Raw genomic sequence first — 14,508 nt, 5'->3', positions numbered from 1 at the left:
GCCAGGGCCGGACCGCTTCCACGGGAGGCGCTCCGGCCCTTTCCGTTTCTGCGGGTGTGTTCAGCCGATCTGCCGCCACTGCCCCGGTTGCAGGTCGTCCAGCCGGTACGGCCCCATCGCCATCCGCACCAGCCGTAGTGTCGGCAGGTTCACCGCCGCGGTCATCCGCCGCACCTGGCGATTGCGGCCCTCGCGGATCGTGATCGCCAGCCACGCATCGGGCACGGTCTTGCGGAAGCGCACGGGCGGATCACGTGTCCACAGCGAAGGTGCTGGATCGAGGCGTTCGATCTTCGCCGGAAGGGTCGGCCCGTCATTGAGCAGCACGCCGTCGCGCAGCTGCTGCAGCTGCTCGTCGCTGGGCGTTCCCTCCACCTGCACCCAGTAGGTCTTGTCGGCCTTGTGCTTCGGGTCGGTGAGTTTGTGTGCCAGCGTGCCGTTGTCGGTCAGCAGCAGCAGGCCTTCGCTGTCGTGGTCCAGGCGGCCGGCGGCGTACACCCGCAGCGGCAGGCCGAATCCCGCCAGGGTCGGCCGCGGCGGCACGCTGCGGTCGGTGAACTGGCAGAGCACGTTGAAGGGCTTGTTGAAGGCAATCAGCATCGCGGGTGCGGCAGGCGGTGGGTACGGCATTGTCCCATTCCCGCGCCGCCGCCGCGATCATCGCCGGCTCAGCCGAACACCTTCCATTCCAGCAGGAACGATCCCAGCACCAGCGCGATGCCGCACGCCGCGATGATATTGGCGCGGCGCCGCAGGCGTGCGGAGGGCGGGCGGGCGCTGCGTGCACGATCCTCCAGCAGGACGCCGGCGAACAGCACTCCGAAACCAGCGGCCCCGACCAGGTCGTGGGCGTGGCCGCCGTAGAACACGAAATCGATCAGCCGCGTCAGCACCAGTACCGCGACGGCGATGTAAAGGATCTTCTTCAACAGTCCATGTCCTTGAATACGATTGAACCCCGGCGCGCGCGGTGAGCCGGGCATGGGCCCGGCTCCATGGTGGGCACTCCGCGCGGGCAATGCGGCGTGCCGCCTTACGGCTTGATGAAGCGCAGGGTCATGCGGTCGCTTTCGCCGATTGCCTGGTACTTCGCGTCGTCGGCCTTGTCATGCTGGTTGGTCGGCGGCAGCGTCCATACGCCGTTCGGGTGGTCCTTGGTGTCGCGCGGGTTGGCGTTGACCTCGCTGCGTGCGTCCAGCTTGAAGCCGGCCGCCTCGGCCATCGCAATCACCTGCTGCTGGCCGACGTAGCCGGTGTCATCGTCGTCGGCCACATCGGCCTTGGCGCGATGCTCGACCACGCCCAGCACGCCACCCGGCTTGAGCACGTTGAAGAAGCCCTGGAACATGCCCTGCGCCTGGCCGGCCTTGCGCCAGTTGTGCACGTTGCGGAAGGTCAGCACCACGTCGGCTGAACCGGCTGGGCCGAACACCGGCTTGGCCGGATCGTAGGCGACCACGGCGGTCTTGCCGAACTGTGCCGGTGCAGCGGCGTACTTCTTTTCCAGGCTGTCGCGGCTGCGCTGCTGGTAATCACGGCCACGGCCTTCGGGTACCGCCATCGGATCGACCACGGCGGCGACGTAGTGGCCCTTGTCATGCAGCAACGGCGCCAGGATTTCCGAGTACCAGCCGTTGCCGGGGGTGATTTCGATGACGGTCTTGTCAGGCGCGACCTTGAATAACGACAGCGTCTGCGCCGGATGACGGAAGCCATCGCGCTTGACGTTGTTGGCATCGCGGGTGGACGCCTTCACCGCCGCATCGATGGCCGGTGAGACCTGGATCTTCGCCGGTGCCACCGTGGCCGGTGCGGCGAATGCGGGAACAGCGGCGAGCAGGGCCGAGGCAAGCAGCAGGCGGCAACCACGCAGGGACGAAGCAGGCATCATCGGGGCGACTCCAGCGGAAGATGCGGCGAGACTAGCAGTCGCGGCGTCCCAGGTGTTCACAAAACGTTAGCCGGAGGCGCGCGGCGGAACACTGTTTTGTGGTCGCCGCCGCAGCGCGGTCACACAACGCGTTCTATTCTGGAGCACTTCCCCCAAGGAGTCCGTGCCCATGACGGCAACCCGCGAACTGGGCCGTTCCGGCCTGCATGTACGTCCGCTCGCCTTCGGTGGCAACGTGTTCGGCTGGAGCGCCGATGAGAAGGCCAGCTTCGCCCTGCTCGATGCCTTCGTCGACGCCGGCTTCAACCTGGTCGACACCGCCGACGTGTACTCGGCGTGGGTGCCGGGCAATGCCGGCGGCGAATCGGAAACGCTGATCGGCAAATGGTTTGCCCGTAGCGGCAAGCGCGACAAGGTGGTGCTGGCGACCAAGGTGGCCAAGTGGGCCGAGCGCCCCGGCCTGACCCCGGACAACATCAATGCCGCCGTCGAGGATTCGCTGCGCCGCCTGCAGACCGACGTGATCGATCTGTACCAGGCCCACGAAGATGACGAGTCGACGCCGCTGGAAGCCACGCTTGCCGCGTTCGGCCGCCTGATCGAAGCCGGCAAGGTGCGCGCCATCGGTGCCTCCAACTACAGCGCCACGCGCCTGGCCGATGCGCTGAAGGTGTCCACCGACTACAAGCTGCCGCGTTACGAATCCCTGCAGCCGGAGTACAACCTGTACGACCGCGCCGGCTACGAGAAGGAGCTGGAACCGTTGGTGCAGCGCGAGCAGATCGGCGTGATCGGTTACTACGCGCTGGCCAGTGGCTTCCTCAGCGGCAAGTACCGCACCGCGGCCGATGCGGCCAAGAGCCCGGCGCGGGGCGAGAACGTGGTGAAGCGTTACCTCAACCCGCGCGGCCTGCGCATCCTGGAAGCGCTGGATGACGTGGCCAGCAAGCACAACGCCAGCGCCGCGCAGATCGCGCTGGCGTGGCAGATCGCGCGGCCGTCGATCACCGCACCGATCGTCAGCGCCACCAGCGTCGAGCAGCTGCACGACCTGCTGGCGGCGGCCAACGTGTCACTGAGCGTGCAGGATGTCGCGCAGCTGGATGCCGCCAGCAAAGAGGGCTGAGGTGTAGTGCCGGCCGCTGGCCGGCATCGCACAACAGCGAAGAAAATAATTGAACAAAATGGTTGCGCACGACTAAATCGTGGTTTATCGTGCGCACCTCGTTTCAACAACCACTGGAAACTTCCCTTGAACGCGCATTCCGTCGCCATCGCCAAACTGCTGCCATGCCTGCGCATGGACGTGCTGGCGCGCGCGTTCGGCAAGGAAGTCGAGCTGACAACGGCCTGATACCCGCCCTGCGGAGATCGGCCACCCCGATCTCCGAGGCCTGACGACGCCCTCGGAACGCAAGTCCCGGGGGCGTTTTCGTTTGCGTCGGCACAAGGACCCGCGATGCCAGAACTGCACCCCGCGCGGCAACCCGCCGCTCACTGACCCAGGTTTTCCGCCCCGCCGAAGGATTTACTTCGCGCGAACGGCGACGCCTGGACATTATCTGCATCGCACCCAAACATTATCGCTCGCGATAATGTCGGCGGCCTGCACCCTCGATTTTCCAACGGTCCCGTTTCCACCACGGGCTGGTGCGCGCGGCGTTGCCGTGGCGTATGCCGGAGGTCGCGGACAAGCCATCGCCTGGATCGCCTGCTGGACGCAGGCACCGGTTCGCCGGTACGCGGTTCGATTCCGCGCGGTTCCCAACTGGATAGCTCAGCTTGGTCAGAGCAACGGATCCTGATTCCGTCTGTCGTGGGTTCGATTCCCACTCCAACCACATGACCTGTCACGTCATGACTTGAAGCAACACCCGGGGGCGCAAGCCCCAGCGGCCATCGCCGCCTTCCCTGCCACCGCCTTCGGGCGCGGCCAGGAAGGCAACGGACCACACGCCGGGCCCTGGCCCGTCGCCACCCATTGCCCCGCTCCGCACCGGTGCCGTCTGCCGGCAACGACGATGGCACGGGTGATGACCCGCCGCAGGCTCCGCGTGCGGACCGTCCGGCGATGGCCGCCCTCTTCCGCGGGCTGCACACGCTGTGCAGCCGGCCACGCCACGACCTGATCGGCCCGGGTCATGGCGTTTCATCCCATCGGGTCGAACCACCAGAGCCATACAAGGAGAGATTCCCATGTTCTGGACCATCAAGGTCGTGATCGGCGACGGCGAGCGCGGCCTGGTGTATCGCAACCGTCGTTTCCAGCAGATCCTGCTGCCGGGCGTGCACCGCCTGTCGCCCTTCGGCGGCCGCCCGCAGGTGGACATCCACACCGCATCGAAGGGCGCGGCCTACACCGGCAGCGACCAGGACAGCCTGATCGAGGCACTGGGCGCACGGCTGGACACGCACTTCGCGCTGGCCAACGTCGGTGCTGCCGAGGTCGGCCTGTTGCTGCGCAATGGCCGCATCGATGAAGTCCTGCCGCCGGGCAGCCGCCGCCTGTACTGGCGGGGTTCGGTCGACACCCGGGTGCGGGTGATGGCGCTGGGTGACGAGCCGCGCATTGCGGCGGACGTGCAGCAGCGCCTGGGCCAGCTGGGCGTGCTGCCGCGTGTAGCGGTGATCAGCACCGTGCCGAGCGAGTCGGTCGGCCTGCTGTTCATCGATGGCACGCTGCGGCAGACGCTGGACGCCGGCCTGCACGCGTTCTGGAACTTCAACGGCAATGTGTCGGTGGAGCGCGTGGAGCTGCGTGCGCGTTCGCTGGACGTGTCCGGCCAGGAACTGCTGAGCCGCGACAAGGTGACCCTGCGGGTGAACCTGGCCGCGACCGTGCAGGTGGTTGACCCGGTGCGTGCACACCGCACGCTCAGCAATGCCGACGAGTTCGTCTACCGGCAGCTGCAGTTCGGCCTGCGCCAGGCGATCGCCGCGCGCAGCCTGGACGAGCTGCTGGGCGACAAGGCGGCACTGGACGGCGAGATCGCCGCGCATGTGCAGGCGGCGATCGAGGGCCACGGCGTGCGGTTGCTCGGCGTCGGCATCAAGGACGTGATCCTGCCGGGCGAGATGAAGGAGATCCTCAACGGTGTGGTGCTGGCCGAGAAGCAGGCCCAGGCCAGCGTGATCCGCCGGCGCGAGGAGGCCAACGCCACGCGTTCGCAGCTCAACACCGCAAAGCTGATCGAGGACAACCCGGTGCTGATGCGCTTGAAGGAGCTGGAGGCACTGGAGAAGGTCACCGAGAAGATCGACACGCTCACCGTGTTCGGCGGCCTGGATGGCGTGCTGAAGCAGCTGGTGACGATCAGGTAGGGGGTAGCGGCGGCGCAGGGACGCGCCGCCGGCCCATCAGGGACATACACGAAGACATGGACACTCAACACAACTATCAATGGCTGCACGCCGAGGGCACCACGCCGATCAAGGGCTGGGTCAACGGTGTGCCGCTGGAAGCACAGGCGCATGAGCAGCTGCGCAACATCGCCGCGATCCCGTTCGTCGGGCCGTGGGTGGCGGTGATGCCGGACGTGCACCTGGGCAAGGGCGCGACCGTGGGCTCGGTGATCCCGACCCGCGGCGCAATCATCCCGGCCGCGGTCGGCGTCGACATCGGCTGCGGCATGGCCGCGGTGCGTACCACGCTGCGCGCCAACGACCTGCCCGATGACCTGCGGCAGCTGCGCAACAGCATCGAGCGCAGCATTCCGGTCGGCAACGGCCGCGGTGGCGAGCACCAGCGCATGCCCGACAGCATCCACACCCGGCTGGTGCAGTCCGGGCTGGGGGCCGGGCTGGAGAAGATCAAGGACAAGCACCGCCGGATCCGCACCGACAAGCTTGACCGCCAGCTGGGTACGCTGGGTGGCGGCAATCACTTCATCGAACTGTGCCTGGACGAGACGGACACGGTGTGGGTGATGCTGCACAGCGGCTCGCGTGGCAGCGGCAACCTGATCGGTACCTACTTCATCGAGAAGGCGCGCGAGGAGCTGGCCCGGCGCGTGCTCGGCTTCCACCTGCCGGACAAGGACCTGGCGTTCTTCATGGAAGGCGAGCCGCTGTTCGATGACTACGTCGAGGCGGTGTCGTGGGCGCAGGACTACGCCCGGCAGAACCGCGAGGCGATGATGTCGCGGGTGCTGGCCGAGATGCGCCACCGGCTGCCGAAGTTCCAGCTGGCGGCGATGGCGGTGAACTGCCACCACAACTACGTGCAGAAGGAGACGCACAACGGGCAGGAGCTGCTGGTGACGCGCAAGGGGGCGGTCAGTGCCCGCGAAGGCGAGCTGGGCATCATTCCCGGCAGCATGGGCACGCGCAGCTACATCGTGCGTGGCAAGGGCAACGCGGACAGCTTCCACAGCTGCAGCCACGGCGCCGGCCGGGTGATGAGCCGTGGCAGCGCACGCCAGCAGATCACCCTGGCCCAGCACCGCGAAGCCACCGCGCACGTGGAATGCCGCAAGGACAGCGGCGTGCTGGACGAGTCACCGGCGGCGTACAAGTCGATCGATGACGTGATGGCGGCACAGCTGGACCTGGTGGACGTGGTGCACACCCTGCGCCAGGTGCTGTGCGTGAAGGGATGAGGGAACGGTGCCGGCCAAGGCCGGCACCCACCGTGCCTCAATGGTGCCCGACCACCCTGCAGTAGATCCACGCCATGCGTGGATGCAGCGGCGCCGACCAGGGTCGGCCTCTACAGAACAAGCCCGATCAGCGCGGCACGCTGTCTTCGCTCACCAGCGCATGATGCATGCCGATTCCCGCGCGCACTCCTTCGGCGGTGGCCAGGGTGATGTTGCCGACCGTGGTCGCATCGCCTGCGGCATACACGTTCGGCACCGAGGTCTGCTTCATCGCATCGACCTCGATCAGAACGCCCAGCGGGCTCTCGGCCAACGTGCAGCCCAGCCGCTGCACCAGCGGCGTGGCCATCGCCTGGGTGGCCGGAACGAACAGCGCACGCTGGGCGATGCGACGGCCGTCGGCCAATTCCACTTCCAGCCAGCTCGGCTGGTCGCCCTGCACGCCCAGTACCGGCGAGGTCTCGATCTGGACGCCGCGCTGCTGCATGGCGGCGCGTTCGTCATCGGTGATCGGCAGGCCCTGGCTGAAGAAGGTGACGTTGCCCCAGTCGGCGAACAGCGGCGCCTTGCTGGCCGACATCGGGTGGCCACCAAGCAGGCCGATCGCACCGCCACCGACTTCATAGCCATGGCAGTAGGGGCAGTGCAGCACGGTGCTGCCCCAGCGTTCGGCCAGGCCGGGCAGCTCCGGCAGCTGGTCGGCGATGCCGCTGGCCAGCAGCAGTTTGCGCGCTGCCAGCACCTGGCCGTCGGCGGTCTCCACTTCAACCCCATCGCGGGTGCTGCGGGCATGCACCGCATCGGCATGCAGCCAGCGTACGCTGGGATAGTCCAGCAGCTGCTGGCGGGCGGTCTTGAGCAGCTCGGCGCCGCTGACACCATCGAGCCCCAGCACGCCATGCGAATGGCTGGCGAAGCGGTTGCGTGGCGAACCGGCATCGATGACGGTGACCGGGCGACGGGCGCGGGCCAGGATCAGGCCTGCAGCGATGCCGGCGTAGCTGCCGCCGACGATGAGCACATCAGGATTCATGGTGACCTTCCAGGGAACGGTGATGGGCGAGATGGCGGGCGAACTCGGCGCCGAGCTGGTCCAGCGTGACCGCCTGCAGGCGCTGTTCGAGCAGCCGCTGCGCCTCGCGTGCGCCCTCCAGCAGGGCGCTGTTGACCAGCTGCTGGATCGGGCAGCCACGCCCGGAATCGCGGGCACCGACCTGTACCAGCGGCGGCGCGCCCACGGCCAGATAGATGTCGTGCAGGGTGATGGTGGCGGCGTCGCGGGCCAGCTGGCTGCCGCCGCCGTGGCCGCGTGCGGTGTGCACCAGGCCGGCCTTGTGCAGCTGCGCCAGCAGGCGCCGGATCACCACCGGATGGGTCGGCAGGCACGACGCCAGCTGTTCGGAGGTGCGCGGTGCGCTCTGGCCGACCAGGTGCGCCATCACGTGCAGGGCATCGGAAAGCGGGTTCGCGGATTTCATGTAACAACAATAGTTACATTTAAATCCCCTGTCCAGAGTCTGCTTTCGTTCCATATGGACACATTTGTCCTATGAAATGTTTCCTTCACTTCGCTAAACGAAACGCGAATGTGATCAACGTCGCACTTCAGAGGTGATCGAAACCGGTCGATACCGCATCGCCCCTTCCCGAGAGCCCCTTCCGATGAATGCGTCTGTCCGTGCACCCCGCCTGCAGTCCAAGCTGCTCGGCGCGGTTTCCGTTGGCCTGGCCGTAGTCCTGTTGTGCGCCCTTGCAGGTCTTGCTTCCGCCTGGTTGAAGCTGTCCACCGATGTCCCGCCCGAAGTCGCGCACAGCCGCGATGCCGAACGCCTGCAGCGCGAGTTCCGCGGCCAGGTGCAGGAATGGAAGAACGTACTGCTGCGCGGGCACGACGACGCGTTGCGTCAGCGTCACCTGGAGGCCTTCGACAGCGAAGGCCGTCTGGTCGAACAACTGGCCAAGGGCCTCGCCAGCAGCCCGGATGCGCGCACGCGCGAGCAGGCCCAGGCCTTCATCGGACTGCATGCGCAGCTGCAGAAGGACTATCACGCCGCGCTGCAGGCCTTCGCCGCCGCCGGCTACGATCCCGCCGCTGGCGACACCCTGGTGCGTGGCAAGGATCGTCCGGTGGCCACCGCACTGGATGCGTTGAGCACGCAGGCCACGCAGGTGGCCGAAGCGGCACTGGCGGCACGTTCGCAGCAGGCGCGGCAGACCCTGCTGCTGTGCGCGGCGCTGACCGTGCTGGCCGCAGTGCTGCTGCTGATCGGCCTGGCCTGGTGGTTGCGGCGTGCGGTGGTGCAGCCGGTGCTGGCGGTGGAAGCTGCCGCACGCGCGGTCGCCGCTGGCGACCTGCAGCACGTGGTGCGGGTGAGCAGCCGCGATGAGATCGGCCGCCTTGCGCAGGCGATGCAGGCGGTGCAATCGACGCTGCGCGGCGTACTGGACGCACAGGGCGCGATGGCGCAGGCGCACGAGGCCGGCACCATCAGCCATCGCATGGATGCCAGCGCCTTCCCCGGCGCGTTCGGCGAGATGGTGGCCGACAGCAACGCGCTGGTGGACGCGCACATCCAGGTGAAGATGCGCGCGATCGCGATCATGGGCCGCTATGCCATCGGCGACCTCAGCCAGGACATGGAACGCCTGCCCGGCGAAAAGGCGGTGATCACCGAAGCACTGGATACCGCCAAGGCCAATCTGGGCACCATCAATGGCGAGATCCGCCGCCTGGCCGAAGCCGCCGCCGCCGGCGACTTCAGCCAGCGCGGCGACAGTGCGCGTTTCGAACATGATTTCCGCGCGATGGTCGACGGCCTGAACCGCCTGATGCAGGCCACCGAACTGAACCTCGGTGAGGTCTCCGGCATGCTGCGCGCGATTGCCGATGGTCGCCTCGGCGCACGCATGCACGGCGATTTCCAGGGCGTTTTCGCCCGCATCGCAGGCGACGCCAACACCACCGCCGCGCAGTTGGCGACCATCGTCACCGACATCAAGCACGCCTCCGGCAACATCCACACGGCTGCGGCGGAGATTGCCGCCGGCAACAACGATCTGTCGCGTCGCACCGAGCAGCAGGCTGCCAACCTGGAAGAGACCGCCGCGTCGATGGAGGAACTGACCTCCACCGTGCGGCAGAATGCCGAGCACGCACGCCAGGCCAACCAGCTGGCGATCGGCGCGCACAGCGTCGCCTCGCAGGGCGGCAGCGTGGTCGGCCAGGTGGTGGCGACCATGGGCGCGATCGAGACCTCGTCGCGGCAGATCGCCGAGATCATCAGCGTGATCGATGGCATCGCGTTCCAGACCAACATCCTGGCGTTGAACGCGGCGGTGGAAGCCGCGCGTGCCGGCGAACAGGGCCGGGGCTTCGCCGTGGTCGCCAGTGAGGTGCGCACGCTGGCGCAGCGCTCGGCCGCTGCGGCGAAGGAGATCAAGTCATTGATCGAAGCCTCGGTGGAACAGGTCGGGCACGGCGCGCAGCGCGTGCGCGAGGCCGGCGACACCATGGCCGAGATCGTGGCCTCGGTGCAGCGGGTGACCGACATCATGGCCGAGATCTCCGCCGCGTCGCAGGAGCAGAGCGCTGGCATCGAGCAGGTCAGCCAGACCGTGATCCAGATGGATGGGACCACCCAGCAGAACGCTGCGCTGGTGGAAGAGGCCAGCGCCGCTGCACGCAGCCTGGAGCAGCAGGCGAACCGCCTGATCGACGCCGTGGATGTATTTGACCTGTCGACCACGGCGGCGGCGAAGAATGCGCTGCAACGCGCGGCCTGATTGATCCGGCTGCCGGCCAGCGGCCGGCACTACCGCACGCTCTGGTGGGTGCGGACCGTCGGTCCGCACCGAACCTGCCGTCGCCCGACCCACGCTCGGGCGCCACCCATGTCCGCGCTCCACGGTAGTGCAGGCCGCTGGCCGGCAACCCGGCGGCAACGCTCAGCGCAGGTAATCGCTCTGCGCCATCGCTTCACCGAGGTAATCGAGGAACGAGCTGATCCGCGCTGACACCGCCGTGTTGCGGTAGTACACCGCATGGATCGGCTGGTACACCTCCAGCGTCTGCGCGGCCAGCACCGGCACCAGCGTGCCGGCGGCGCGGTCGCGATCGGTGACGAAGTCGGACAGGCAGGTGATCCCCACCCCTTCCACCGCCAGCCGGCGCAGCGTCTCGCCACTGGACACGGCGATGTCCGGTCGCACCAGCAGCAATCCCTCCGACTCCCCGGGCAGCGGCCAGCGGTTCAGCGATTCCGGCTCGTTGAAACCAAGCAGGGTGTGCTGGCCCAGCGCGGCGACCGTGCTCGGCTCGCCCAGCCTGTCCAGATAGGCCGGGCTGGCCACCAGCCGCAGCCTGCAGCGGCCCAGCGGCCGTGCATGCAGGGTGGAGTCGGCCAGCGGCCCGATCCGGATCGCCAGGTCGGTGCGTCTCTCCAGCAGGTCGATGTAGCGGTCGGAACTGTTCAACTCCAGCTGCACGTCCGGGTAGCGCTCCCGATAGCCGGCCACCAGTGGCGCGATCACGTGCAGCACGAACGGCATTGCCGCGTCCACGCGCAGGCGCCCGGCCGGGCGCTCGCGGCGCGCCGCCATCTGTTCCTCGGCCGATTCCACCGCGTCGATGATCGCGCGCGCATGGCGCCGGTACGCCTCGCCCTCGGCGGTAAGGTGCAGGCGGCGGGTGGTGCGGGTCAGCAGGGTGGTGCCCAGCTTGTCCTCCAGCCGCCCCAGCGCGCGGCTCACGCCCGACGGCGTCTGCCCCAGCTGCTCGGCGGCGGCGCTGATCGAACCGCTGTCGATCACCGCCAAGAAGGCCTGCATTTCATCAAGCGTCGTCTTCATGCCGCCATTATTGACTGCACGGCAAGAGTGATTGGCGTGAAGACCGGTTTTTCGGCCAGAGATGGCGGCGCAGACTGCGCAGCCTCTTCCCCTGCTGGACCCTGTCATGATCCGTGGCATTCCCCTCGCCCTGCTGGCGTTGACCCTCGGCGCGTTCGCCATCGGCACCACCGAATTCGTCATCGTCGGCCTGATCCCGACCATTGCCGCCGACCTGCAGGTCAGCCTGCCCTCGGCAGGCCTGCTGGTCTCGCTGTATGCACTGGGCGTGGCCATCGGCGCACCGGTGCTGACCGCGCTGACCGGCCGCGTGCCGCGCAAGACCCTGCTGGTGGCGCTGATGGTGCTGTTCACCCTCGGCAACGTCATCGCCTTCATGGCACCGGGCTACAGCTCACTGATCGCCGCACGCATCCTCACCGGCCTGGCACATGGCGTGTTCTTCTCGATCGGCGCGATCATCGCCACCGCGGTGGTGCCGAAGGAGAAGGCCGCCAGTGCCATCGCCATCATGTTCACCGGGCTCACCGTGGCGCTGGTGACCGGTGTGCCGCTGGGTACCTTCATCGGACAGCACCTGGGCTGGCGCGCCACGTTCCTGGCCGTGGCTGGCCTCGGCGTGATCGCCCTGCTGGGCGCGCTGCTGTTCGTTCCGCGCAACCTGCCGCAGAGCGCGCCGGCCAACTTCCGCCAGCAGCTGGCGGTGCTGGGCCAGCCGCGCCTGTTGCTGGTCTATGCAATGACCGCACTGGGTTACGGCGGCACCTTCCTGGCCTTCACCTATCTGGCGCCGATCCTGCAGGACGTCACCGGCTTCTCGGCCAATGCGGTCAGCCTGGTGTTGCTGGTGTACGGCGTGTCGGTGGCCATCGGCAACCTGTGGGGCGGTCGACTGGCCGACCGCCTGGGCCCGGTACCGGCGTTGAAGCGCATCTTCACGCTGCTGGCCATCGTGCTGTTCGTGCTCACCTTCACCGCCTCCAACAGCGTGCTGATGCTGCTGACGGTGCTGGCGCTGGGGGCCGTGGCCTTCGGCAACGTGCCAGGCCTGCAGGTCTACGTGGTCAAGCAGGCGCAGCGCTATGCGCCGCAGGCCACCGATGTGGCCTCGGGCCTGAACATCGCCGCGTTCAACATCGGCATCGCCCTGGGCGCCTCGCTCGGTGGGCTGGTGGTGGAACACATCGGCCTGATGCACACGCCGTGGCTGGGTGCGCTGGTGGTGGTTGGCGCCTATGCGCTGACCGCGCTCAGCGGTCGCCTCGACCGTCGCGATGGTATCGATCCGCGCGCCGACGGCATTGCCGCCACCGTGCATTGATTCATGCAATGCACCGTTGCCGGCATGCATACGGTGCCTGCCCTACCCTCTTCTCCTGCTACTCCCTTCCCCCCGTTGGAGCTTCCCATGACTGTCCCCGCCTTTGGTCTCGGTACCTTCCGCCTGAAGGACCAGACCGTGATCGACTCGGTGCGCAATGCGCTGGAGGTCGGCTACCGCGCCATCGACACCGCGCAGATCTACGGCAATGAAGCCGAAGTCGGCCAGGCCATCGCCGAATCGGGTGTGCCGCGCGACGATCTGTACCTGACCACCAAGGTGTGGATCACCGAGTTCAAGCACGATGCGTTGCTGGCCAGCCTGCGCACCAGCCTGGAAAAACTGCGCACCGACCGCGTCGACCTGGCGCTGATCCACTGGCCGTCGCCGAACGACAAGGTCGACGTGCCGATGGAGGAATACCTGCCGGCACTGGCCGAAGCCAAGGCGCAGGGACTGGCCCGGGAGATCGGCATCTCCAACTTCACCATCGCGCAGACCCGCAAGGCGATCGAGATCCTCGGTGCCGACGCGATCGCCACCAACCAGGTCGAGATCCATCCGTACCTGCAGAACCGCCTGCTGGTGAAGTTCCTGCAGGACAATGGCATCCACATCACCGCCTACATGAGCCTGGCCTATGGCGAAGTGCTGAAGGACCCGGTGATCCAGGCCATTGCCGGCCGCCACCAGGCCACCCCGGCGCAGGTTGCGCTGGCCTGGGCGCTGCAGCAGGGCTTCTCGGTCATTCCGTCGTCGACCAAGCGCGACAACCTGGCGGCCAACCTGGACGCGGCGGCCGTCCGCCTGACCGACGAAGACATGGCGCAGATCGCCAAGCTCGACCGCGGCCAGCGTCTGGCCAACCCGGAAGGCATCGCCCCGGCCTGGGATTGATCCCAGCGGCGGGCGCGGAGTTGCTTTGGTAGAGGCCGACCTTGGTCGGCGCTGGGCTCTGATCGGTCGATGACACAGCGTGCCGACCAAGGTCGGCACCTACCAAGTGCAGGGGTTATTCCTCGTCCTGCAGCAACCAGCCACGCATGGCGGCGCTCACTTCATCCGGCTTTTCCATCGGCGCCAGGTGCCCGCAATCGGGCACCACCACCAGCTGCGAGTGCGGCACCAGCGCGTGCATTTCCTCGCTCACTGCCAGCGGCGTGATGCGATCGTTGGCACCGCACACAATCAGCAACGGATCACGGTAGCTCGCCAGCACGTCATGCCCATCGCGGCGCTCCAGCGCGCTCTGGCGCAGGAACACTTCGGCGCCCAGCCGTGCGGTCATGTCGCGCACGCGCTGAACCAGCACATAGTCGTCCAGCCGGGAGGCATCGATATAGCTGCGCATCAGTACGTCACCGAAGCCATGGAATTTCCCCGGTAGGCGCACGCTGGCACGTTGGCTGCGGCGCTGTTCGGCGCGCTCGGGCGAATCGGCATGGATCGAGGTGTCGATCAATGCCAGCTGCAGTACCCGCTCCGGAGCGATACGCAGGATCTGCTGGGCGACGAAACCACCCAGTGAGAAGCCGGCCAGCGCAAACCGCTCCGGTGCCTGCGCCAGCACGTCTTCGGCAACCGCCTGCAGGGTTTCGCCACGGGTCTGGTCGCCCACCGTGCAGTCGGCGATATCGGCCAGGTCGGCCAGCTGGGCGCGCCACAGCTCGGCATCGTTGAGCAGGCCGGGTAGCAGCAGCAAGGGAATGCGGTCGGTCATGGCGGTATTGTCGCGCCAGTACGGTGACGGAGCCATGCCGCATCGGGTCATTGGGTTGTAGAGTCGAGCTTGCTCGACTGCTTCCCGCCGTAGAGTCGAGCTTGCTCGACTGCTTCCCGCCGTAGAGTCG

13 protein-coding genes and 1 tRNA gene are annotated in these 14,508 nt (G+C 67.5%); 7 read left to right on the top strand and 7 right to left on the bottom strand.

Annotated elements, in window-relative coordinates:
- Positions 1-60: 60 nt before the first annotated feature.
- The 3 genes from QRO93_RS08245 to QRO93_RS08235 all read right to left on the bottom strand — a co-directional run bounded on the left by QRO93_RS08245 (position 61) and on the right by QRO93_RS08235 (position 1,891).
- Positions 61-600 (bottom strand): pseudouridine synthase, encoded by a 540-nt coding sequence (locus QRO93_RS08245; RefSeq protein ID WP_180879427.1) that lies wholly within the window; start codon positions 598-600, stop codon positions 61-63.
- 68 nt (positions 601-668) lie between these two features.
- Positions 669-983, bottom strand: a complete 315-nt coding sequence (locus QRO93_RS08240; RefSeq protein WP_238581836.1) for a hypothetical protein — start codon at positions 981-983, stop codon at positions 669-671.
- A gap of 50 nt (positions 984-1,033) precedes the next feature.
- Complete coding sequence (locus QRO93_RS08235; RefSeq protein ID WP_180879419.1) at positions 1,034-1,891, bottom strand: class I SAM-dependent methyltransferase; 858 nt, start codon at positions 1,889-1,891, stop codon at positions 1,034-1,036.
- Between the two features lie 169 nt (positions 1,892-2,060).
- On the opposite strand from QRO93_RS08235, the gene QRO93_RS08230 reads away from it, so the two are divergent.
- From QRO93_RS08230 to QRO93_RS08215, 4 genes are all read left to right on the top strand, one after another.
- Positions 2,061-3,017 carry an aldo/keto reductase gene (locus tag QRO93_RS08230; protein WP_180879417.1) on the top strand — a complete coding sequence of 319 codons (957 nt, stop codon included), beginning with the start codon at positions 2,061-2,063 and terminating at the stop codon, positions 3,015-3,017.
- A gap of 643 nt (positions 3,018-3,660) precedes the next feature.
- Positions 3,661-3,732 (top strand) — tRNA-Gln (locus tag QRO93_RS08225).
- 355 nt (positions 3,733-4,087) lie between these two features.
- A complete protein-coding gene (locus QRO93_RS08220) occupies positions 4,088-5,212 on the top strand; it encodes a slipin family protein (RefSeq protein ID WP_180879415.1) in 1,125 nt (374 codons plus the stop codon).
- A gap of 56 nt (positions 5,213-5,268) precedes the next feature.
- The gene (locus tag QRO93_RS08215; protein WP_180879413.1) at positions 5,269-6,489 is read left to right on the top strand and encodes an RtcB family protein; all 1,221 of its coding nucleotides are present in this window, start codon (positions 5,269-5,271) and stop codon (positions 6,487-6,489) included.
- A gap of 127 nt (positions 6,490-6,616) precedes the next feature.
- Here the strand turns inward: QRO93_RS08215 and QRO93_RS08210 are convergent, their stop codons facing one another.
- Both QRO93_RS08210 and QRO93_RS08205 read right to left on the bottom strand, forming a co-directional pair.
- Positions 6,617-7,522 (bottom strand): NAD(P)/FAD-dependent oxidoreductase, encoded by a 906-nt coding sequence (locus QRO93_RS08210; protein ID WP_180879411.1) that lies wholly within the window; start codon positions 7,520-7,522, stop codon positions 6,617-6,619.
- Positions 7,512-7,967, bottom strand: coding sequence for an Rrf2 family transcriptional regulator (locus QRO93_RS08205; RefSeq protein WP_180879409.1), 456 nt, complete (start codon positions 7,965-7,967; stop codon positions 7,512-7,514). Before QRO93_RS08205 ends, QRO93_RS08210 begins: the two co-directional genes overlap by 11 nt.
- 184 nt (positions 7,968-8,151) lie before the next feature.
- Between QRO93_RS08205 and QRO93_RS08200 the strand changes: the two genes are divergently transcribed.
- Complete coding sequence (locus tag QRO93_RS08200) at positions 8,152-10,272, top strand: methyl-accepting chemotaxis protein (RefSeq protein ID WP_180879408.1); 2,121 nt, start codon at positions 8,152-8,154, stop codon at positions 10,270-10,272.
- 162 nt (positions 10,273-10,434) lie between these two features.
- Here the strand turns inward: QRO93_RS08200 and QRO93_RS08195 are convergent, their stop codons facing one another.
- Positions 10,435-11,337 (bottom strand): LysR family transcriptional regulator, encoded by a 903-nt coding sequence (locus QRO93_RS08195; RefSeq protein ID WP_164086432.1) that lies wholly within the window; start codon positions 11,335-11,337, stop codon positions 10,435-10,437.
- Between the two features lie 106 nt (positions 11,338-11,443).
- Here QRO93_RS08195 and QRO93_RS08190 point away from each other — a divergent pair, with 106 nt between their 5' ends.
- Both QRO93_RS08190 and dkgB read left to right on the top strand, forming a co-directional pair.
- Positions 11,444-12,658, top strand: a complete 1,215-nt coding sequence (locus tag QRO93_RS08190; RefSeq protein WP_180879406.1) for an MFS transporter — start codon at positions 11,444-11,446, stop codon at positions 12,656-12,658.
- Positions 12,659-12,745: 87 nt separating this feature from the next.
- Positions 12,746-13,555: a 2,5-didehydrogluconate reductase DkgB gene (dkgB, locus tag QRO93_RS08185; RefSeq protein WP_180879404.1), complete on the top strand. Its 810-nt coding sequence runs from the start codon at positions 12,746-12,748 to the stop codon at positions 13,553-13,555.
- Between the two features lie 115 nt (positions 13,556-13,670).
- Here the strand turns inward: dkgB and QRO93_RS08180 are convergent, their stop codons facing one another.
- Positions 13,671-14,378, bottom strand: coding sequence for an alpha/beta fold hydrolase (locus tag QRO93_RS08180; protein ID WP_180879425.1), 708 nt, complete (start codon positions 14,376-14,378; stop codon positions 13,671-13,673).
- Positions 14,379-14,508: the final 130 nt, after the last annotated feature.

This window comes from Stenotrophomonas maltophilia group sp. Smal17, assembly GCF_030237045.1.
Taxonomy (GTDB): Bacteria; Pseudomonadota; Gammaproteobacteria; order Xanthomonadales; family Xanthomonadaceae; genus Stenotrophomonas; species Stenotrophomonas forensis.
Note: the sequence above shows the minus strand (reverse complement) of the source record. Positions and strands in the feature narration are given on the sequence as shown.

Excerpts from the sequence above, each read along its gene's own strand:
- QRO93_RS08245 (WP_180879427.1), bottom strand. The coding sequence starts at position 600 with ATGCTGATTGCCTTCAACAAGCCCTTCAACGTGCTCTGCCAGTTCACC.
- QRO93_RS08240 (WP_238581836.1), bottom strand. The coding sequence starts at position 983 with ATGCCCGGCTCACCGCGCGCGCCGGGGTTCAATCGTATTCAAGGACAT.
- QRO93_RS08235 (WP_180879419.1), bottom strand. The coding sequence starts at position 1,891 with ATGATGCCTGCTTCGTCCCTGCGTGGTTGCCGCCTGCTGCTTGCCTCG.
- QRO93_RS08230 (WP_180879417.1), top strand. The coding sequence starts at position 2,061 with ATGACGGCAACCCGCGAACTGGGCCGTTCCGGCCTGCATGTACGTCCG.
- QRO93_RS08220 (WP_180879415.1), top strand. The coding sequence starts at position 4,088 with ATGTTCTGGACCATCAAGGTCGTGATCGGCGACGGCGAGCGCGGCCTG.
- QRO93_RS08215 (WP_180879413.1), top strand. The coding sequence starts at position 5,269 with ATGGACACTCAACACAACTATCAATGGCTGCACGCCGAGGGCACCACG.
- QRO93_RS08210 (WP_180879411.1), bottom strand. The coding sequence starts at position 7,522 with ATGAATCCTGATGTGCTCATCGTCGGCGGCAGCTACGCCGGCATCGCT.
- QRO93_RS08205 (WP_180879409.1), bottom strand. The coding sequence starts at position 7,967 with ATGAAATCCGCGAACCCGCTTTCCGATGCCCTGCACGTGATGGCGCAC.
- QRO93_RS08200 (WP_180879408.1), top strand. The coding sequence starts at position 8,152 with ATGAATGCGTCTGTCCGTGCACCCCGCCTGCAGTCCAAGCTGCTCGGC.
- QRO93_RS08195 (WP_164086432.1), bottom strand. The coding sequence starts at position 11,337 with ATGAAGACGACGCTTGATGAAATGCAGGCCTTCTTGGCGGTGATCGAC.
- QRO93_RS08190 (WP_180879406.1), top strand. The coding sequence starts at position 11,444 with ATGATCCGTGGCATTCCCCTCGCCCTGCTGGCGTTGACCCTCGGCGCG.
- dkgB (WP_180879404.1), top strand. The coding sequence starts at position 12,746 with ATGACTGTCCCCGCCTTTGGTCTCGGTACCTTCCGCCTGAAGGACCAG.
- QRO93_RS08180 (WP_180879425.1), bottom strand. The coding sequence starts at position 14,378 with ATGACCGACCGCATTCCCTTGCTGCTGCTACCCGGCCTGCTCAACGAT.